This window comes from Gemmatimonadota bacterium (assembly GCA_016712265.1).
GTDB lineage: Bacteria > Gemmatimonadota > Gemmatimonadetes > Gemmatimonadales > Gemmatimonadaceae > RBC101.
Window position 1 is genome coordinate 200,971 of sequence record JADJRJ010000029.1, and the last position, 19,840, is coordinate 220,810.

At 67.8% G+C, this 19,840-nt stretch carries 21 protein-coding genes and 1 tRNA gene; 12 read left to right on the forward strand and 10 right to left on the reverse strand.

The window, feature by feature from the left end; genetic code table 11:
- Positions 1 to 16: 16 nt before the first annotated feature.
- From rplS to IPK85_14745, 6 genes are all read left to right on the forward strand, one after another.
- Entirely contained in the window at positions 17 to 400 is a 384-nt protein-coding gene (rplS, locus tag IPK85_14720) for a 50S ribosomal protein L19 (protein MBK8248644.1), read from the forward strand.
- A 71-nt stretch (positions 401 to 471) separates the two neighbouring features.
- On the forward strand, positions 472 to 1,029 hold the full coding sequence (locus tag IPK85_14725; protein ID MBK8248645.1) for a ribonuclease HII: 558 nt from the start codon (positions 472 to 474) through the stop codon (positions 1,027 to 1,029).
- 219 nt (positions 1,030 to 1,248) lie between these two features.
- On the forward strand, positions 1,249 to 1,920 hold the full coding sequence (locus IPK85_14730; GenBank protein MBK8248646.1) for an OmpA family protein: 672 nt from the start codon (positions 1,249 to 1,251) through the stop codon (positions 1,918 to 1,920).
- A gap of 163 nt (positions 1,921 to 2,083) precedes the next feature.
- A tRNA-Lys gene (locus IPK85_14735) sits at positions 2,084 to 2,156 on the forward strand.
- 21 nt (positions 2,157 to 2,177) lie between these two features.
- Positions 2,178 to 2,825 (forward strand): TIGR04282 family arsenosugar biosynthesis glycosyltransferase, encoded by a 648-nt coding sequence (locus IPK85_14740; GenBank protein ID MBK8248647.1) that lies wholly within the window; start codon positions 2,178 to 2,180, stop codon positions 2,823 to 2,825.
- Positions 2,826 to 2,913: 88 nt separating this feature from the next.
- Entirely contained in the window at positions 2,914 to 3,600 is a 687-nt protein-coding gene (locus IPK85_14745) for a spermidine synthase (protein MBK8248648.1), read from the forward strand.
- A gap of 98 nt (positions 3,601 to 3,698) precedes the next feature.
- Here IPK85_14745 and IPK85_14750 read toward each other — a convergent pair whose 3' ends face one another.
- A complete protein-coding gene (locus tag IPK85_14750) occupies positions 3,699 to 4,427 on the reverse strand; it encodes a TIGR04283 family arsenosugar biosynthesis glycosyltransferase (protein ID MBK8248649.1) in 729 nt (242 codons plus the stop codon).
- A 146-nt stretch (positions 4,428 to 4,573) separates the two neighbouring features.
- Here IPK85_14750 and IPK85_14755 point away from each other — a divergent pair, with 146 nt between their 5' ends.
- Both IPK85_14755 and arsS read left to right on the forward strand, forming a co-directional pair.
- Positions 4,574 to 4,915 (forward strand): carboxymuconolactone decarboxylase family protein, encoded by a 342-nt coding sequence (locus IPK85_14755; GenBank protein ID MBK8248650.1) that lies wholly within the window; start codon positions 4,574 to 4,576, stop codon positions 4,913 to 4,915.
- Positions 4,915 to 5,970, forward strand: a complete 1,056-nt coding sequence (gene arsS / locus IPK85_14760; protein ID MBK8248651.1) for an arsenosugar biosynthesis radical SAM protein ArsS — start codon at positions 4,915 to 4,917, stop codon at positions 5,968 to 5,970. Before IPK85_14755 ends, arsS begins: the two co-directional genes overlap by 1 nt.
- A 63-nt stretch (positions 5,971 to 6,033) precedes the next feature.
- Here arsS and IPK85_14765 read toward each other — a convergent pair whose 3' ends face one another.
- Both IPK85_14765 and IPK85_14770 read right to left on the reverse strand, forming a co-directional pair.
- Complete coding sequence (locus IPK85_14765; protein MBK8248652.1) at positions 6,034 to 7,593, reverse strand: mercuric reductase; 1,560 nt, start codon at positions 7,591 to 7,593, stop codon at positions 6,034 to 6,036.
- A 2-nt stretch (positions 7,594 to 7,595) separates the two neighbouring features.
- A complete protein-coding gene (locus IPK85_14770; protein ID MBK8248653.1) occupies positions 7,596 to 8,234 on the reverse strand; it encodes a TVP38/TMEM64 family protein in 639 nt (212 codons plus the stop codon).
- 261 nt (positions 8,235 to 8,495) lie between these two features.
- Between IPK85_14770 and IPK85_14775 the strand changes: the two genes are divergently transcribed.
- Together IPK85_14775 and IPK85_14780 are read left to right on the forward strand one after the other, a co-directional pair.
- Positions 8,496 to 9,314, forward strand: coding sequence for a DUF547 domain-containing protein (locus tag IPK85_14775; GenBank protein ID MBK8248654.1), 819 nt, complete (start codon positions 8,496 to 8,498; stop codon positions 9,312 to 9,314).
- Between the two features lie 13 nt (positions 9,315 to 9,327).
- Positions 9,328 to 10,698: a radical SAM protein gene (locus tag IPK85_14780; protein ID MBK8248655.1), complete on the forward strand. Its 1,371-nt coding sequence runs from the start codon at positions 9,328 to 9,330 to the stop codon at positions 10,696 to 10,698.
- Between the two features lie 63 nt (positions 10,699 to 10,761).
- Here IPK85_14780 and IPK85_14785 read toward each other — a convergent pair whose 3' ends face one another.
- Positions 10,762 to 11,652, reverse strand: coding sequence for a serine hydrolase (locus tag IPK85_14785; protein ID MBK8248656.1), 891 nt, complete (start codon positions 11,650 to 11,652; stop codon positions 10,762 to 10,764).
- A gap of 89 nt (positions 11,653 to 11,741) precedes the next feature.
- Between IPK85_14785 and IPK85_14790 the strand changes: the two genes are divergently transcribed.
- Both IPK85_14790 and IPK85_14795 read left to right on the forward strand, forming a co-directional pair.
- A complete protein-coding gene (locus tag IPK85_14790) occupies positions 11,742 to 12,230 on the forward strand; it encodes a hypothetical protein (protein MBK8248657.1) in 489 nt (162 codons plus the stop codon).
- Positions 12,231 to 12,321: 91 nt separating this feature from the next.
- Positions 12,322 to 14,001, forward strand: a complete 1,680-nt coding sequence (locus IPK85_14795) for a transglycosylase SLT domain-containing protein (GenBank protein MBK8248658.1) — start codon at positions 12,322 to 12,324, stop codon at positions 13,999 to 14,001.
- Here the strand turns inward: IPK85_14795 and IPK85_14800 are convergent.
- The 6 genes from IPK85_14800 to IPK85_14825 all read right to left on the reverse strand — a co-directional run bounded on the left by IPK85_14800 (position 13,974) and on the right by IPK85_14825 (position 19,808).
- Positions 13,974 to 14,675 carry a transglycosylase SLT domain-containing protein gene (locus IPK85_14800; GenBank protein MBK8248659.1) on the reverse strand — a complete coding sequence of 234 codons (702 nt, stop codon included), beginning with the start codon at positions 14,673 to 14,675 and terminating at the stop codon, positions 13,974 to 13,976. The genes IPK85_14795 and IPK85_14800 overlap by 28 nt on opposite strands.
- A 31-nt stretch (positions 14,676 to 14,706) precedes the next feature.
- A complete protein-coding gene (gene moaC, locus IPK85_14805) occupies positions 14,707 to 15,186 on the reverse strand; it encodes a cyclic pyranopterin monophosphate synthase MoaC (protein ID MBK8248660.1) in 480 nt (159 codons plus the stop codon).
- 277 nt (positions 15,187 to 15,463) lie between these two features.
- Positions 15,464 to 16,546: a hypothetical protein gene (locus tag IPK85_14810; GenBank protein ID MBK8248661.1), complete on the reverse strand. Its 1,083-nt coding sequence runs from the start codon at positions 16,544 to 16,546 to the stop codon at positions 15,464 to 15,466.
- Between the two features lie 12 nt (positions 16,547 to 16,558).
- Positions 16,559 to 18,115, reverse strand: a complete 1,557-nt coding sequence (locus tag IPK85_14815; protein MBK8248662.1) for an amidase — start codon at positions 18,113 to 18,115, stop codon at positions 16,559 to 16,561.
- On the reverse strand, positions 18,112 to 18,915 hold the full coding sequence (locus IPK85_14820) for an ABC transporter permease (GenBank protein ID MBK8248663.1): 804 nt from the start codon (positions 18,913 to 18,915) through the stop codon (positions 18,112 to 18,114). The genes IPK85_14815 and IPK85_14820 overlap by 4 nt, the downstream gene beginning before the upstream one ends.
- Positions 18,912 to 19,808, reverse strand: coding sequence for an ABC transporter permease (locus IPK85_14825; protein MBK8248664.1), 897 nt, complete (start codon positions 19,806 to 19,808; stop codon positions 18,912 to 18,914). The genes IPK85_14820 and IPK85_14825 overlap by 4 nt, the downstream gene beginning before the upstream one ends.
- Between the last annotated feature and the right edge of the window lie 32 nt (positions 19,809 to 19,840).

Below are 19,840 nucleotides of genomic sequence, written 5' to 3' on the forward strand. Positions count from 1 at the left end.
TCGGCCCCAATGCCATATGCACGCCTTTATTGAGACCCAGAAGGAGTGGATGAAGTCCAATGTCCCTCCGTTCCGCCCCGGCGACACCGTCCGCGTGAATGTTCGCGTGAAGGAAGGCGACAAGGAGCGGTTGCAGGCGTTTGAAGGGGTGTGCATTGCGCGCCGCGGGGCCGGGGTGAGCGAGACCTTCACGGTGCGCAAGATCTCCAACGGCGTTGGGGTCGAGCGCATCTTCCCGGTCCACTCGCCGATGCTGGCCGAGATCACGGTTGTTCGTCGTGGTCGCGTGCGTCGCGCGAAGCTGTACTACCTGCGCAATTTGGTCGGCAAGGCCACCCGCATCCGCGAGAAGAAGGTGCGTATCGCGGTGCCCGCGACGGGAGCGGCGACGGAGGGCTGACGAAGGTGGGATCGCGCTGGGCACCGCTCGAGGCGTCGCTGCGAGCGGCCCACGGACCCCACTTGGCCGGGATGGACGAAGTCGGACGGGGCCCCCTCGCGGGCCCCGTTGTCGCATGCGCGATCATCATGCCGGCTGGCCAACGCGCGATTGCCGGCGTGGATGATTCGAAGCGTTTGTCCGCAACGGAGCGCGAGCGTCTGGCGCCCCGCATTCGCGCCCGCGCGCTGGCGGTGGGTGTGGGCGCCGCCTCCATTCGTGAGATCGAGCGACTGAACATCCTGCACGCGACCACGCTCGCCATGCGCCGCGCGTTGGCCGCCCTGGCGGTGCCCCCCGACCACGTCGTCGTGGACGGCAAGGCGATTCCCACCCTCGGCGTGGTGCACACGGCAGTGGTAGGGGGCGACCGCCGCTGCTACAGCGTCGCCTGTGCATCCATTGTCGCGAAAGTGATCCGCGACCGGTTGATGCGGCAGCTCGCGCGGCGACATCCGGGCTACGGATGGGAGCAGAATGCCGGCTATGCGACCGCCCACCACTTGGCCGCGATTGAAGCCCAGGGAACGACGCCGCACCATCGTCCGGCCTTCTGCACCCGGCAACTCACGCTCGACCTTGGGCGTTAGGCGGGTGTGGCGTGTCCACATCGGGTGCTTTGTCTCCTTTCGCGTGTGCCGTGTCGCACAGTGACGGTTTGTGCACATGAAGTGATGGTGAGGGTGTGATGGTGGTCACACGCGGAAAAGCCTGCCGCGTGTATGTTCACCGCGCCGACCACTCTGGACATGTTGCCCGGGACGGGCATGGCGGCGATGTCACACCTGACCTACCTGAGAGGGGTAGCCATGACGATGATGAAACGTGCCACCACCGCGGCCCTGGTCCTGTTCTCGCTGACCGCGTGCGCCACCAAGGGATTTGTGCGCCGCGAGCTGGACACCGGTATCACCACCGAGCGGACCCAGCGTGCGTCCGCTGATAGCGTGATCAACAACGAGCTGGCCGCACAGGGCGCCAAGGTCACCGGCCTCGCCGGTGAGCTGGCGACGCTCAAGATGGACGTGGCCGCGCTGCGCCGTGACCTGACCACCTTGCGAACCGAGTTCGGCGCCAAGATCACCGCGATGGAGAACGGGATGAAGTTCGCGTTCCCCGTGACCTTCGGCTTTGACGATGCCACGGTCCGTGACGAAGACCGCGCGTCGCTGGATCGCTTTGTGCAGGTTGTCAACACGTACTACGGCGGATCACTGGTGACGGTGGAAGGATTCGCGGATCCCGCCGGGTCGCCGCGCTACAACATGCAGCTCTCCCAGCGCCGCGCCGAGAGCGTCTCGGCCTACCTTGCTCAAGCAGGGATCACGGGCGTGTCGCTGCGCGCGATCGGAATGGGCGAAGTTCGCCAGGTAGTCGAAGGCGCTGAGCGGGACATGCCCGGGGCACAGGCCAATCGGCGTGTGGTGTTCGTCGTCGAGACCAAGGGCGCGAACTCCGCCGTGGTGTCGTCGATCCAGTAACCGCGCCTCGTGCGGATCTAGTGGCCTCCCCGGGTGGGGAGGCCACTGTGCTATCGGGGCCACGGGGGCGCCGGACCCCGTGGCCCGTGCCTCAGGCGACCGAGGCCTGGCACGGGTGACTCGGCGAGGCGAACGGACTAACTTGGCATCGGTCGCATCACGCGACCCGGTAGCTCAGTTGGTAGAGCAACGGACTTTTAATCCGTAGGTCCCGGGTTCGAGCCCCGGCCGGGTCATTTCGCCCCCCCAGACCCCTCGTGTACGCACCCCTGCCTGGCGACCGCGTCGTGGTCTTTGCCCGCGCGCCAGAACTTGGACGGGTCAAGACCCGGCTCGCTGCCACCGTTGGGCAGGAGCACGCCCTCGCGATCTACGTGCACTTGGCGGAGCGTGTAACCAAGGCCGTCGCAGGGGGCCCCTGGAAGCTGGAGATTCGGTGCGCACCCGATGACGCTGTCCCCGCCGTGTCCGCCTGGCTTGGCGGCGGGGCCGATGTGCTGGCCCAGGGACAGGGTGACCTCGGCGAGCGGCTGACGCGCGCTATGTCGGCCCACTTCGAGACCGGGAAGGGGCGGCTGGTGATCATTGGGACCGACTGCCCGGACGTGGACGCCAGCGTGATTCGGGAGGCGTTTGCCGCGTTGGAAGGAGCGGATGTGGTTTTTGGGCCGGCCCTCGACGGCGGGTACTATCTCGTGGGCTGCGGCCTTAGCGCCCCTGAGATTTTTCAGGCGGTCCCATGGAGCGCGGCGGACACGCTGGCCGTGTCCCGTGAGCGCGCGAGGGCCGCTGGGTACCAGGTCCAGATGCTGGCACCGAAGCGAGATATCGACACAGAGGCGGACTGGCTCGCGTGGCGCGAGGCCTCACCTGGGATGGGCGATGCGGACGCAGGCGGAAGGTGACTATCCTGTCACTGCCTTGGGTGGTGAGTCCTCCGCCTCACCCTCAGCGTGACTGCTCCCTCGTGCCTCCTCCTTCCCTGCCGCGCTCGTGAAGCCTTTCGTCCGCCTTGGTACCGCCCACACGCCGAGTGGCACGAAGCTGGAGTTTTTTCGCCATGATCGAGACTACGTGATTTGGGCGGATGGCATCGAATTGATGTCGACGCGCCGGCACTATTCGGAGGATCGATTGGCCGAGCTGGCGTGTGCGCCGCTGACCCACGTGCCGGGGGCACGCGTGCTTGTGGGTGGGCTCGGGCTGGGGTTCACGCTGAAGGCGGCGCTCAGGCACCTGGGGACGGACGCGGAGGCCGTCGTGGCCGAGTTGGTTCCCGAGGTGATCGCGTGGAACGCCGAGGCCTCATACGGGTTGGCGTACGAGGCGATGTCGGACCCCAGGGTGCAGGTGGTACAGGCCGACGTGGTGGAGGTGTTGCGAGCGCAACGCGCCGCATTCGATGCGATCATGCTCGACACGGACAATGGGCCGGACGGCATGCTCATGAAGGAGAATGCGTCGCTGTACTCGTCGACCGGGATCGCGAGCACGATCGCCGCCCTGCGTCCGGGGGGCCGGATTGCGTATTGGTCGGTTGGCGAGGATCGCGCCTTTGTTGGGGCGCTGCAGCGAGCGGGCCTCGTGGTCGAGACCTTCCGTGAGCGGGCGCACGCGACGTCGGGCCCCAAACACGTGCTGTTCCTCGCGACGCCGCGCCTGACGACCGGTAGGGACTAATGTGCCGATGCTGCGGTCGGCGTCGTGCGTCGCTGGCGAGCGCTGGTGGTGCTGAGGTACCGCCCGAGCGATGCAGGGTTAGACGACGGCGCGCCGCATCAGGCGCCCGCGTTCGGGCGGGCCGGAGCAGGGGGCCGATACTGCTCGGCCAAGGCTACCGGATCGGCGCCCGCCAGGAAACGGAGGAGGATCCAAAGGTTGCGCGCACTTCGTCGCCACGGTCCGTCGCGGTGCCACCGTCTTGCCGATACCTCGACTGTCACGGGGAGCAGGCCGATGGGGGAGATCCTGCGCAACCGGAGTGCGAGCGCCACATCCTCCATGAGCGGGATGTCGTCGTAGCCGCCCGCGCGGTCGAGCACGGCCCGTGGCACGAGCAGTCCCTGATCCCCATAGGGCAGGGCAAACGCCCGTGATCGGAGGTTGGCCCCTGCCTCAATGAGCCGAAAGGGCCAGCCGTCATCCTGTATGGCGAGCCGACAGGCATACGGCCGCGTCAGCCCGTCCCGAACACACCGCGCTACCATGGCGCTGGTGGTCGCCGGGACGCGCGCGTCGGCATGGAGGACCCAGAGAGCAGGCGCTCGGGCCTCGGCGACGCCGGCCCGTAGCTGACGGCCCCGGCCGAGGCCGGACGCGACGACGCGAGCGCCTCGCGCCGTCGCAATCGCCCTCGTTCCGTCTCCGCTCCCACCGTCCGCCACCAGGATCTCCACGTCGCCCTCGGCGACCAGCGGGGCGAGGTCGTCCAGGAGGCTGGGCAGGGTCGTGCCTTCGTTGATGGTCGGGATCACGACCGACAGCGCGAGGGACGGTGTGACGGGCATGCGTCGGAAGGTGGTTGTCGCGCGTGGTTTCGGCTACGGAGATTGCGGCAATCCGCCCGGTGACCCGCGACGTAGCTTGGGGAACTCCCAGATGCCCTTCTGGCTTGGAGAGCATAGCCAAACCCCACCGTCTTGACGCCCCGCCCATGACCGAACGCCCCAACTACTACCACCAGCACGACCTCGGCAAGTTTGGCGAGATCGCTACCGGCAATGCGGAGCTCGCGTCGAAGTTCTTTGCCTGGTACAACGCGGTCTTCGCGGAGGGGGCACTCACGGCGCGAGAGAAATCGCTGATTGCCCTGGCGGTTGCCCACGCGGTGCAGTGTCCGTATTGCATCGACGCCTACTCGAAGGACGCGCTGGAGAAGGGCTCGAACTTGAATGAGATGACCGAGGCGGTGCACGTATCAGCAGCGATCCGGGGCGGGGCCTCCCTGGTGCATGGGGTCCAGATGCTGAATCACGTCAGCGACCTGGGGATGTAATGGGGCGCATCCTCGCTACCCTCGAGAAGCGCCTCGCGCCATTGTCGTCGGCGGACGCCCAGCTCGATCGACTGCACCAGGTCGCCCTGCCGTCCTCCTTCGCGGAGTCCCTGGCCACGGCGGGGCTGTTCCCGTTGCGCGCCACCGGCGTGGATATCCTGCAGATCAACGTCGGGCGACGCTGCAACCAGACCTGCCGCCACTGCCATGTGGACGCCGGGCCGGACCGGAAGGAGGTGATGCCCCGAGAGGTACTGGAGGCGTGCCTGACCTTTCTTGGGACGCATCGGGTGCGGACCTTTGACATCACGGGCGGCGCGCCGGAGCTGCACCCCGACTTTCGCGAGATCGTGTCGCGCGGGGCCGGCAGCGGTGCCCACGTGATGCACCGCTGCAACCTTACCGCCATCCTCCTGCCCAACTACTCCGACATCCCGGCCCTGCTGGCCCGCCATCGCGTTGAGGTAGTCGCCTCCTTGCCCTACTTCCAGTCGAGCGAAACGGACGCGCAGCGTGGGGAAGGAGTCTTTGAGGAGTCGATCGAGGCGTTGCGGCTGCTGAACGGCTTGGGATACGGGCGTGGGGAGGGTCTGCAGCTCAACCTGGTGGCCAATCCGGTGGGCACCTTCCTCCCAGGGAACCAGGAGGCCCTGGAGGCTCGCTGGAAGAAGGAGATGCTGCGTCGCTATGGGATCACGTTCGACCGGTTGTACACGATCACCAACATGCCGATCTCGCGTTTCCTGGAGTTCCTGGATGAGCGGGGGAAGGTCGAGGAGTACCTCACCATGTTGGCGAACGCCTTCAATCCCTCGGCGGCGGCCGGGGTGATGTGCCGCGGAACGTTGAGCGTGTCGTACGATGGCGCCCTCCACGACTGCGACTTTAACCAGATGCTCGAGATGCCGCTGGCCGGGTTGGCGCCGCGGACGATTTTCGAGGCGCTCGAACCCGAAGGGCTCGCCGCCCTGTCGTCGCGCGAGATCGCGATTGCGCCGCACTGCTATGGGTGTACGGCGGGGGCGGGGAGTTCGTGCGGGGGGGCGGTAGCTTAAGGAGCTGGTGAATGGGGCTGGGGGCTTGCGGTGTTTAGCTCGCGGGTCTGACGTCTGCCGGTCCTATTTCACCCACCTGAAGTACGCCTGAAACAGCTTGCGCACCGTTGGTGTCAACTTGCGGCGACGCCAGAGGTCGGCGGCTTTGCGAAAGACCTCGCCTTGGGTCGGGTAGGGGTGGATCGTTTGGCCGATCTTCGACAGGCCGATCCCAGCGGTCATGGCAAGGGTGATTTCTCCGATCATGTCACCCGCGTGTTCGGCGACGAGGGTAGCCCCGACAATCCGATCGGTGCCCTTGGCGAGGATCACTTTGAGGAACCCTTCCTCCTCGCCATCGAGGATGGCCCGGTCGTTGTCATGAAACGGAACCATTACGGTGTCGACCTCGGTTCCTGCCTTGCGAGCGTCGGCCTCAGTCAGGCCCACGTGCGCCAGCTCGGGCGAGGTGTACGTGGCCCAGGGGATGACCAGGCGCGAGGCTTTCGCGCGCCCGAAGAAGAGTGCGTTCTGCACGACCGTGCGAGCCTGGAAGTCGGCGGCGTGGGTGAACTTGTAGGCGGAACAGATGTCACCGACCGCGTAGACGGCGGGGTTGGACGTCTGCAGGCGGTCATCCACCGTGACTCCGGCCTTGTCGAACGCGACGCCCGCGACGTCGAGGCCGAGCCCTTCGACGTTCGGGGCACGACCGATGGCGACCAGCAGGGCATCACCTTCGATCGTGCGCGACTGGCCTTCCACAGTCACATGGATGACGCGCTGTTGCCCGCGACGTTCGATCCGAGAGATGGCGGCGTTGCCCACGAACTCGACGCCGCTCGCGCGCAATGCGGCCTCCACCACCCGCGACGCGTCGGCATCCTCGCGTGGCAGGATGCGGGGGCTCATGTCGACGAGGGTGACGCGGGCCCCGAATCGCGCGAACGATTGGGCCATCTCGCAGCCGATCGGGCCCGCGCCGATGACCAGGAGGTGATCTGGGCGCTCGGTCAGCGAGAACACGGTCTCATTCGTCAGGTACCCGGCATCCGCGAGCCCGGGGATGGGCGGCGCGGCAGCACGAGCGCCGGTGGCGATGACGGCCCGGCGGAACGCCAATCGCGCACCGTTGACGTCGATGGCGTCCCGGGAGACAAACGAACCGTTGCCGATAAAGACGTCGACGCCGAGGTCACGGTAGCGAGGGGCGCCGTCGACCGGGGCAATGCGGGCACGGAGGCGACGCATGCGCTCCATGGCGGCGGCAAAGTCCCCGTCGCCCGTGGACGCCGGCCCATGAAAGCGGCTGGCGGATTCACGAGCCGACGCCCAGCTGCGCGCGGCGCGGATCACCCCCTTGGACGGGACGCACCCGACATTCAGGCAATCGCCGCCCATGAGGTGTCGCTCGATGAGCGCCACCCTGGCGCCGAGCCCGGCGGCCGCGGCCGCGGTCACCAGGCCGCCAGTACCTGCGCCAATGACGACCAGGTGATATCGGTCCTGCGGCGTTGGATTCTGCCAGTCCGCCGGGTGCACATGGGAGGCCAGCAGCTGATTCGCCTCCCCAAATGGAACAAGCGCGGGGGAGTGCGCCTGCGGGTGTTGAGCGACGCCGCGGGCAGGTGCGAAGCTGGTCATGTTCAGGCGATACCCTGGAGGGCCTTGCGAGCAAGGCGAGTGACGATGGTGGTAACGGCAACCGTGGCGACGAGTCCCAGCGCGAGGACCGCGTAGTATCCGGCGTCCCTGGGCGGCGCGGCGCCGCCAGCAAGCGCCGCGACGTCACCAGCCAGCTTGCCGTAGTAGACATACAGGAGGGTGCCCGGGAGCATGCCGACCGAGGCGAGGGCGTAGTCCCCCAGGCGTACCTGGGTCAGCCCGAGGGCGTAGTTCAACAGGTTGAATGGGAACACGGGACTCAGCCGCAACAGAAAAACAATGCGTCGCCCCTGCGACGCGATGGCGTGGTCGATCGACGCGAACTTCGCGTTGCCGGCGATGCGCTTTTCGACGAGCCCCCGCGCGAGGTAGCGCGACACGAGAAAAGCGGCGGTCGCGCCCGCCGTGGCGGCAATGAAGACGAACGCTGTGCCGCGTGCGAGGCCGAAGATCGCCCCCGCGGCCAGGGTGAGCAACGACCCGGGGATGAAGGCCACGGTGGCCACCACATACCCGACGATGAACACGACTGGTCCAAGCGCACCTAACCCGTTCACCCATTGTGCGAAGGCGGGTACGTAGCCGCCCACCGACCGCCCCACGGCGAGGAGGGCACCCACCCACCGTCAGGGCGGCAAGCCGCCCGAGTCGTGCGAGGGGGGAGGGGGGGGAGGCGGGCACGGGTGGAACGCGAGAGGTCATGGAGAGGAACGGTCTGGGGATGGACCGTATACGTCGGGACCGGGGGAAGTGGATCTGTCCGCATGGGCGTGCCGTACCGCAATCCGATCGCCACCGCGCGGCGTAGGATGCGGGTACGTCACCACCCTCTTGTCAACTCAATACGGTGGCCCACCGACCGCCACCGCCGGAGAGCGATAATGCTGCATGTAATCCGCGTAGCGAACGCAAGGTTCCTGATGCCGACGGTGTTCCTGCTCGCGGCCGGCTCCGTAGACGCACAGGCTGTCGACCACGCCCCGTTCGACCAGCTGCTGCGCGCGCACGTGGTCGACGGGATGGTGGACTACGACGCCTTTGCGAAGGCCCCCGCGTTTGCACGGTACCTCGCGACGCTCAACGCGACCGATCCGGCTCGTCTCGGTCGCGACGAGCAACTGGCATTCTGGATCAACGCCTACAACGCCTACACGATCCAGCTCATCAACACGCATGGCGAGCGCCAGTCGATCCGCAACATCAACAAGTCGATCGGCTTCGTGAAGGCCTACGGTCCCTGGAAGGAGAAGCTTGCCATGGTCGGGGGCAAGGCCTACGGCCTCGACGAGATCGAGCAGGACATCATCCGGCCCACCTTCAAGGAACCCCGGATCCACTTTGCGCTGGTGTGTGCGGCCATGGGATGCCCGCCGCTCCGCCGCGAGGCGTTTGTGGCGAGCCGACTTGATGCGCAGCTCGAGGACCAGGGGCGCGAGTTCGTGACGCGCCAACCGACAAAAAACCGGGTCGACGTTGCGTCCAAGACCGTGTACCTGAGCCCCGTGTTCATCGGCTTTCGCGACTACATCAAGGACTTTGGTGGTAGCGAGGCCGCCGTCGGCCGGTATGTGGCGCGCTACTACGCCGATGGTCCCGAGAAACAGCTGTTGCTGAGTGGGGCCTTCAAGGTGAAGGAGACCAACTACGACTGGACGCTCAATTCCCAGGAAAACGCCCGCAAGCTGAAGACAGCCAGGTAGCCCGGTGCAAGGCATGAGCGACCAATCCCCCTTCCAGATCCTTCGCGAGCCGGTCCTGTCGGAGACTCGGGCGAATCTTGCGCGCTCGCGGGCTCGGCTGCTGCCACAGTTTCGTACGCCGCAGCAAATGCTCGGGCGGCAGGGCAACGGGTGTGGCGCGACGATCGGTGCCATGCCCCGGTGCGACTTCGCGTGTCGCGGATGTTACCTGGGGGATGAGGCCAACCGGATCCCGGCGGCGAGCGTGGAGGAGGTCAAGGCGCAGATGCGGGCCCTTCGGCCGCTGCTGGGGAATGCCGGGAACCTCCAACTGACCGATGGCGAGGTCACGCTGCGCCCCGCCGGGGAGATCGTCGAGCTCTTGCAGTACGCAACATCGCTGGGCCTGATCCCGATGTTGATGACGCACGGCGACTCCTTCCGTCGACAGCCCGGGCTCCTCGAACGCCTGATCGTCGAGGGCGGACTCCGTGAGGTCAGCATCCATGTCGACACGACGCAGCGCGGTCGCCGCGGTGATCGGTGGCGCGCGGCGCGCACGGAGGCGGAGCTGAATCCGCTCCGCGATGAATTCGCGGCGATGTTGCGCGACGCTGCGCGGGCCACGGGCGCGCCCGTCCGTGGTGCCACGACCATGACGGTGACCCGGGAGAACCTCGATGGGGTGCCCGACGTGATGCGGTGGCTGCTGCGGAATGCGGATGTGTTTCGCCTGGTCTCCTTTCAACCCATCGCGCAGGTGGGCCGCACGGAAGAGGGGCTCGGTGGCGGGGTGACGGTCGACGAGCTGTGGGACAGGATCGCGCACGGGCTGGGGACGACGGAGCTGTCGCGTGCCCATCAATGGTTGGGGCACCCCGGCTGCAATCGGTTTGTCCATGGGATCGTGGCGACGGGCGGGGAGCATGGGTCACGGTACCTGCCGGTCCGGGTGGACGGTGATGGGGACGGCCCGCGAATCGTGGATGAGTTCCTCGATCAGTTCGGCGGCGTGACCTTTCGGCGCGATGCAGGCGTGCGTCGCTGGCTCCGCGCTGCGGCACTGGCGTGGCATGCGCCGCGGACGACCCTGGGCAACGTGCCGGCGTTTGTCCGCTATTGGTTGCGACGCCTGGATCCCGGCCATCCGTGGCGCGCCGCAGCCAACCTGCTCCGAGGCCGCACGCACCTGCAGTCACTGGTGGTGGTCAGCCACCACTTCATGAGTACCGAGGAGTTGACGACTCCCCTGGGGGAGGAGCGGCTCGCCCACTGCGTCTTTCACGTGCACGCACGCGGGGAGACGATGAGCATGTGCGAGGCCAACGCGCGAGATGGACGGACGCGATACTACCAAACGCTCCAGGGCGCCAAGGCGCCCGACGTACACGCGCTGGCCGAGTAGGCAGCCCCCTGCCCGCGAAGGCGCGGTCCGCTGCGGCGCACGGGACCCTGAAGCAGCAGGCGGCTAGGACACCGGGCTGACGAGCGCGTCCCAGCAGGCCCGTGCTATGTCCTGGATGAGCGCGCGAGCGACGGCCTGGTCGGGAATGCCGCGGGTCAGCACGACCAGGATGAACGGGGGCCGGCCCCCCGGAGGAAAGATCAGGGCCGCGTCATGCAGCACCCCGGTGATCCAACCGGTCTTGTGGGCCACGCGGGTGCCGCTCGGCAATCCCGCCGGGATCTCGGCGCTGAACTCCTGCCGCTCGAGAATATCGAGCATCGCGCGCGTCCACTCGGGTGCGGCAGCGCGATCTGACACGATCGCCTCCAAAAGGATGCCCAGGTCCCGGGCGCTCGTGCGGTTGATGATGCCCGCGTCGAACGCCTTGCCATCCTCAACGCCCCGGGCCACGACCATGGTATTGGCGCCTAACGAGCGCACGGTGGCCTGGGCACGATCGGCCCCGAGGACTCCTATCAGGGCATTGGTGGCCAGGTTGCTGCTCCGTGTGATCATGCGCTCGGCGAGCTCGCGGAGTGGCACGTCCTGCCCCACACGGGCGTAGAGGGTACTGTCCGAGTCGTCCCCGGGGTCCAGCGTGAATGGTGAGCCGTCGACGACCGACGCGAAGCGATTCTCCAGGCGCAAGGTGGCGTTCGTGTCGATCCGACCGGCCTGCACCGCGCGGACGTACTCCACCAACAGGGGGAGCTTCATCGTTGAGGCCGCGTGAAACAGGGAGTCACCCCGATGCTCCAGGGTGGCGTCGTCCGCCAGGTCACGAAGGTAGACGCCCACGACGGCGCCGGGGACCCGGGTCTCCCGTTCGACAATCGCTTCCTGGAGGCCCGCAAAGCGATCGTCACGCGAGCAGGCGGCCAGGACGATGAGGCAGGCGATGAAGGCGCGCATGGTCCAAATATCGGGGTGATCGCCCCCCCGGGTCAGGGGCAGCCGTTGCCGTGGCCCTGCTGGGTCGTGTGTAGGGGAGACAGGAGCGAATGATCACCATGCAGGAATTCTCCGGGGCCGAGACCGCCAGGGCCCTCGCGCTGGCCATGCAGGGAACGTCCGTGGTCGACGAGCCGCGGCGGAGCCGGCTGCGTTTTACCGGCCTGCACTTCGAACGCACGCCAAGCGCCCGGTGCACCGCGATCGTCGAGTTGGAGTGGACCCCGGGTGACGTGATCCGGGGACAGGCGGACGGTATCGCCAGCCCTCTCGGTGACCTTCGAGTCGTCGCCGACGCGACCCTGCGCGCGATCGAGTCCTTCACCAAGGGGACCGTGACCCTGGAGTTGATCGGGGTGAAGACCATGCGCGCGTTTGACGCGAACGTGGTCATGGTCAGCGTGCTCGCACGCGGGACCGACGGCGAGCGTCGGCTTCTTGGTTGTCACCTCTCGGACGACAACCTCTCGCGCAGCACAGTGATCGCCACGCTGCAGGCGACCAATCGCGCACTGGGCAACACCATCGCCACGCGGTAACCCCGACGCTCGTCAGGCAGGCGGTTCCCTTTGGCGGGAACCTCGGTGCAGATTGCGGGTTCAGGACAGGGCCTCAACCGGATTCCTGCGGATGATGATGCAACGACGTCGGGTCGTGCACATGGCGGCGATGGTGGCTGTGGCGGCGTGTGGTCGGTCGTTGACTCCGGCGGCCGCTCCCGTGCACGCCCCCGTGATCGCGATGCCGGGGCAGGATTCCTCCCCGCCAGCACTCCAGGACGCGGCGCCCCGCTCGGAGGAGAGCGCGAGCGTACCGGCGGTTGTCATTCCGGACTCGTTGTCCAGTTCGCTGGAGCGCTCAATTGCTAGCGTCGGGGCCGCACTCGGCATCCCCCCTTTGTCCATCGGTGAGACGGCGGCGCAACCGGTTGAGGCGGAGGCGGTCTCCTGGGACCTGGACGTCCTATCGTACGCGACGCAGGAACATGTGGCGCGATATGTCACGCTGTTCAGCGGGTCGGCCCGCGAGCGCATCCAGTCACGCCTGTCGCGCGGCAAGGCATATGAGCCGATGATCCGCGAGAAGTTCCGGTCGCGCGGTATCCCGGAAGACCTGTATTACCTCGCCCTGGTCGAGAGTGGATACGACCCGCACGCGTACTCGCGTGCGGCGGCCGTCGGGATGTGGCAGTTCATGAGTTCCACGGCGCGTGGCGTGGGGCTACGCGTGGATCATTGGGTGGACGAACGCCGGGATCCCGTTCGTGCGACGGATGCTGCCGGCAAGTTCCTGAACATGCTCTACCAACAGTTTGGCTCGTACTACCTGGCGGCCGCCGCGTACAACGGAGGCCCCGGCCGGGTGTCTCGCGGCCTTGCCAGGTTCCAGGATGAACTCGAGGAAGTGGCGGGTGACGACCGATTTTTTGCGCTCGCCCAGCAGTCGTACCTGCGCCCCGAGACCCGGAACTATGTCCCGCAGCTCATCGCGGCGGCCCTGATCGGGAAAGAGCCAGCACGATACGGTTTGTCAGTGGTGGACGCTGCCCCGCCGTTCGCGTATGACTCCGTGCGGGTGCCCGCCCTCACGTCGCTGGGGCTCGTGGCCGAGCTGATCGGTCGCCCCGTCGCCGAGGTGCGCGACCTCAATTCCCACCTGTTGCGCGGCGTCACTCCCCCGAGTGGGGACGACCAGCTCCGCCTGCCGGTTGGCTCGCGTGAGCTGTTTGAGACGGCGTGGGATACCTTGCCGGCGGATACAAGACGGGCCTTCAGCACCGTGCGAGCAAAGAAGGGGCAGACCCTCGCGGCGCTGGCCCGGGCGAACGGCGTCGACGCGCGCCGCCTGGCCTGGTACAACCCGGGCCTTTCCTCGACCAAGCGCCTGCCTGCCGGCCGTGAGGTCCTCGTTCCGGCGGTCCATGTGATTGCGGCGTCTCGCGACGTCCCCAATCCGTCCATCGAGCGATACGGGAGCGCACCAAGCGGCGCGAATCGGGTGGTGCATGTCGTTCGTCGCGGCGAGTCACTTGGCCTGATCGCACGCCGCTATCGGACAACGGTGGCGGGGCTGCAGCGCGCGAATGGGCTGAAGCGGACCGTGGTATACCCAGGCCAGACCATCATCATCCGGACGGCGGGGAGCCGGGCGCGGCCCGTGGCCCAACGTGGGGTATCGGCTCAGGCCAAGAAGAAGCCTGCGACACGGGGGAAGGCTACGGCGGCCAAGGCGGTCGCGCCGTCCAAGGGCGCCGGGGCTCCCAAGAAAGGTGCGAAGGCGACTCAGTCCAGCGTGCCGCGCCCCCGGTAGCCCTTGAGGACGATTCGGTCGTAGCCGTTGGACGCGTCGAGCGCGAGTTCTTGTGCCACCTCAACCGCCGCGGGACCCCGATTGTAGGCCAGGAGTGCCATCTGGACGTCGCCCTTCTGCCACTGGATGAGGCGTCGCAGGTATCGAAAGCCGATCCGCAGGTTGGTCTCCCGATGGTAGAGGCCCTCTCTCGTGATCCCCGGCTCGAACTCTCGAGCCGTCGCCAGCATCAGCTGCGTCAGCCCGGCCGCGCCTACAGAGGACGTCGCGCGCTCCCGAAACGCACTCTCGAGCCGCACCACAGGGAACGCCAGCTCAGGGTCGAGTCGCTCGGCGATCGCCGCATCGTAGATCGCCCGCGCCAGGTCTGGAGTGATGCGATATCGCCGGGCATAGCCGAACACCCGATTCCAGCGCTCGAGTCTGGCCGAAGCGTTGGTGAGGTCGTCGCGGACCACACCCAGTTTCTTGTCCAGGGCCGTGACGACGGAGTCGTCCACGGCCAGCGGACGGGCGCTTGAGACGATGACGGCCCCGGCTTCAACCGGCGCCCACGAGTAGCCCGCCAGCCCAGCGGCGGTCATCAGGGCGGCGAGCATCAGGCCGCCCCGAATGCGCCGCCGGCGGCGCTCGTGGTCACTGTGGTGGACGTAGGTGCCGCTCAGGTCCTTCATGGCGCTCCTCGTTGTCGGCAGGTGCGTTGGGTCAGGGATTGCGGACCCAGTCGCCGCTCTTGCCGCCCCGCTTTTCAAGGAGCGAAATCTCGCCGATGACCATCCCCTTATCCACCCCTTTCGCCATGTCGTAAAGTGTGATAAGGCTCACACTTACGGCCACAATGGCCTCCATCTCGACCCCGGTCTGGGCGGTGGTGCGGGCGGTACAAGAGACCCGATAGCCTGGCAGGGCGTCGTCGGCGGCGAAATCGATCGACACGTCGCTGAGGGGCACCTGATGGCAAAGCGGGATCAGATCGGCGGTACGCTTGGCCGCCAGAATTCCGGCCACGCGTGCGACGCCAAGCACGTCGCCCTTCGCGATCTGATTGTCCCGGATGGCACGCAGGGTTTCGGGGCGCATGATGATCTGGCCGCCGGCCACCGCAACCCGTTCGGTCGAGGGTTTGTCTCCGATGTCCACCATGCGGGCCCGTCCGGCCGCGTCAACATGAGTCAGGTCGGTCATGCGTGGCCTGGAGTAGCGGGGAAGTCGAGTGGAGGGTTTGGAACGTCGTCCGATGGGTCGGACGAAGCCCTCGATCGCTGGTGTGCCGAAGGCACCGGCCCGCGCCGAAGGCTCATAACGGACCAGGACGATTTCCCGGTCATCACCCAGTCGAATACGAGCCGCGGTCGGCTCCAGCTTGCGTGCCTGCATACGCTCCCCTCCCCAAAGGCGATCCCCACGTACTGCTCCAAGGATGGGAATTCGGGACTGCCCTGTGAACTGTGGAGAACCCCAGTCACGCGAGGGGGGAGCCGAGGCTGCGCTGGCACGCGGTGAGCAGCTCGGACGTGATGAGGGTAGGGTTGACGTTGCCCTGGGCGAGGACCTTGGCGTCTTCCACGCGTTCGATGCAGTGCCCCAGGCCGCGTGCGACCCGTTCATCACCCCGCTGCACGGCGGCGCGCATCGTGGCGCGCAACTCCAGGGCGACGGCCTCGAGGACGTCGGTGAAGGCACCGCGGGCTCCCGCGCTGCCCTGGGCAAGGGCCACGCGGGTCGTGCGCTCGACTCCATTGGTCGAGAGGGCGGCAACGAGCCGTCGCGCCGCATCCGCTGCGGTCGCGGTCGCCCCGGTGGAGAGGAGCCTTCCCGGGGCACCTGCGGCGATCTCCACCCACTGCGTCCGGCCACCGGCGAGCGCTCGCTCCTTCAGCGCATCTGCAACCGCCGGTTCGCCGAGCCACCCGTCAACGTCCGCATCCGCGAGCCGAGATACGCGCGCACCCACGACACGAGATCGAATGGTCGGAAGGAGCGCTCCTGGCGCGGAACTCGTGAGGAGGATCCAGGTGTTGGCCGGCGGTTCTTCGAGCAGCTTGAGGAATGCGTTCGCCGCTTGGTCGGCGCCCTCCTGTGACACCATGCGTTCGGCATCACCCACGATGATCACCTTCCGACGCGCCATGGCCGGCGTGACCGAGGCGGCGCGCACGACCATGCGGATGGTCGGTACATAGATCCCCTCATTTCCAGGGGGCGACGCGTACAGCCCGGACGCCACCACGCGCTCGCGAATGGCATCGGCGAGGTCTTGCCGCACTTCATCCGGGGATGCGTCTGAGTCCTTCAGGCGGGGTCGCGGAAACACCCAGGTGAGGTCGGGATGCGTGAGCTCCTGGGAATAGCGGCACTGCGCACAGGCCTGGCACGCCGTGCCCGACTCACATAACAGCGTCTGCGCCAGCCAAATCGCGATACGCTGCTTTCCGATCCCGGGTTCCCCGTGCAGCAGGAGGCTCTGGGGAAGGGTGGCGTCACGCAGTGCCTGGGCGAACCTCGTGGTGAGGTTGCGATGGCCGTGGAGCGCGACGATGGGCATGGCGGAAGATAGTCAGGGCAGGCGGGGGGGCGTGCTGGCCGGCGCGTGCCGGTGACGCGTGCCCTGTTCGTACGCGAACGCCAGTCGATAGAGGGTGCCCTCGCTCCACGGGCGCCCGAGCAGCTGCAACCCCGCGGGGAGTTCCCCGCGCGTGTATCCCATGGGCACCGTGATCGCGGGGAAGCCGGTGGAGGGAGAGAACAGCTGGGAGTTGTCTCCCGCCGGGGTGTTGAGGTCGCCGATCTTTCGTGGCGGGTTGCTCCAGGTCGGGTAGGCGAGCGCATCGAGCCGGAGTTCGTCCATGCGCCGCACGACGAGGGCGCGCAGGGCGGCGCGGTACGCCTCGCGACTGCGGCAGCCCAGGGTGGTGTCGGGCGACGACGTGGCGCCACGTGCGGCTTCGAGGCGCCCCTGGACACTCGGGTGAAAACGACCGGTGCGGATGATCTCCTCTACCGTCTTCACCGGCGGGTTGGACGACGCGACACTCGCCAGGTAGGTCTCGAGGTCGTGCCTGAACGGTGCGCACCCCCCGCCGGACTGCGCGCGTCGGATCGAGTCGAGGCCGGGGATGACGACGGTATCGAGGACGGTGGCGCCTAGCGCGCGCGCATCGGCCATCGCGCGGTCAAACACCCTCGCCACCTCGGGGTCGAGGGTTGGGGACTCGTATGCCACGCGCAAGACGCCGATGCGTGCGGTCCGCAGGCCATCGCGCGACAGGGAGTCCGCGTAGCGGGGAATGGCCCGACCGCGCGCGGCCGCGGTGGCGGGGTCGGCCGGATCTTCGCCGACGATCACCTGGAAGACGGCCGCATTGTCGGCGACCGTGCGCGTCATGGGGCCGGCGATGTCCTGCGAGAGGAACAGGGGAACCACCCCCGTCCGGCTCGTCAGCCCCATGGTAGAGCGCATGCCAACGAGGGCCTGGTGGGCTGAGGGGCCGCGAATCGAGTTGCCGGTATCTGTCCCGAGGCCCACGGCGCCAAAGTTGGCGGCGATGCTGGCCGCGGTGCCGCCGGACGAGCCGGCGGTGACGCGATCGAGCGCGTAGGGATTGCGGGTGTAGCCGGGGAGTATTGAGCTGACCGTCTCGACCGGGGAAAAGGCCCACTCGGCCATGTTGGACTTGGCGATGACGATGGCGCCGGCCACGCGCATCCGGTGGACCAGCGTGGCATCGCGATTGGGGCGCCAGTCCCTGAGGGCCGCGGAGCCGGCGCTGGTGGGGAGGTCGTAGGTCTCGAAGTTGTCCTTCACGATGACCGGGACGCAGTGCAATGGGCCGGTGAGCCCCTCCCGAGTGAACCGTCGATCCAGGGAGTCCGCGGTGGCCAGCGCCTGGGGGTGCACGTGGACAATGGCATTGAGCATTGGCCCGTTCTTGTCGTAGGCGTCCATGCGGCGAAGGTAGGCCGCGACGAGCTGGCGGCAGCTCAATACGCCGCGCCGCATGGCCCCGTGGATGTCCGCGATGGTCGCCTCCTCCAGAACAAACGGGGCGGTCGTTCCCTGGGCCATGAGGGGGGCGCTGGCAACGGCCAGCAACAGGAGGGCGCGCGGGGTCATGGGGACAAATCGGCGTGGGTGGAACGCAAGGCGTCGGCCGCGGCGTTGACGGACGCGACCGCCGCGACGATGAGGAGGCCCGGGAGAATCGCCAACCAGGGGTAGCTGGACAGCGTGCCCTGGGCACCGGACAACATGTTGCCCCACGAGGGGGTGGGGGGCTGGATCCCGATCCCGAGGAACGACAGCGCGGCCTCGGTGAGGATGGCTGTTGCCACGGCGAGGGTCGCCGCGACGAGCAGGAGTGGGACGACCAGGGGCCTGACGTGGTGCCAGAGGATGCGACTCGACGTGGCGCCGAGCGCGGCAGCTGCCTCGATGTAGGGTTCGCGCCGGACGCGCGCAACCTCTCCCCGGACGACCCGCGCGGTGGGCATCCAGGTGGTCAATCCGATGGCCAGGATCACGCTGGGGATGCCGGGCCCGGCGAACGCCAACAGGCAAATGGCGATGAACAAGCCGGGGACGGCGAGGGCGGCGTCGACGCCTCGCATCAGCGCGGCCTCGACGCGGCCCCCCCGGAACCCGGCAATGCCGCCGATGAGGCTCCCGAGGGACACGGCGGTTGCCATGGCAAGCAGGGCGACGAGGAGGGTCACGCGACCACCGCCGAGCAGGCGACTGAGCACATCCCGGCCGGTTTCGTCCGTGCCTAACGGGTGGGCGACACTCGGTCCGGCCCCGATGTTGCCGAGGTCGATGGTGGTTGGGCTCGCCGACCAGAGCCACGGGCCGACCGTGACCACCAGACCCAACCCCACGAGCCCGACGAGCCCGCGCCGTGCGATCCGTGTGGTCATGCGCGCCGCAGCCGCGGGTCCGCGGCGAGTTGGCCGAGGTCGGTCAGCACACCGGCAAGCACGACCGCGAGGGAGACGACGAGGGTGACTCCCATGACGAGCGGGTAGTCGCGCGCGAGGGCTGCCTCCACCCCAAGGCGCCCCATGCCCGGCCAGGAGAAGACCGTCTCCGTGATGGCCGCGCCGCCCACGAGGCGAGGCAGCTGTACACTGAGCACGCTGCACAGGGTCACCAAGGCATGGCGCGCAGCGTGTCGCCACACCAGTCGGCGCCGTGGTACACCGCGGGCACGGGCGACGCGCCACCAGGTGGCGTCGCGTCCGTCGCGTACGGTGGCCCTGGCGTAGCGGAACAATTCGGACGTGGTGGCCAGAGCCAGCGTCGACGCTGGCAGGATGAGGTGCCGCACCCGGTCCATGAGGCCGCCGCCGTCCACGTCTGCCGTGATGCCTCCGGCGGGGAACCAGGGGAGCCGGACCGCGAACAGGAGGATCAACATGATGCCGAGCCAAAAGACCGGCACCGCGATCCCCGCCACGCTGACGCGCATCGCCCATCGGTCGAGCGTGCCGCCAGGGGCAGCACCGGCGACGATGCCCGCCGGAACGCCGAGGGCGCAGGCGAGGAGCAGAGCCGCGCCGGCGAGGACGAGGGTGTTGGGAATGCGGTCGGCGATCGTCCGCGCCGTCGGGGCCGCATAGAGGAATGACGTCCCCAGATCACCTTGGGCGGCCCGCGTGATCCAGCGGGTGAACTGGACCGGGAGGGGGGCGTCGAGTCCCAAGCGGTCGATGATCGCCGCGCGTTCGGCTTCACTCAGTTTGGGGTCGGCGAGGACGGACGGGCCACCCGGGGCCAGGTGCATGATGGCGAACGTGGTCACACTCACCATCCCCAGGACGAGGATCGCGTGCAATGCCCGCG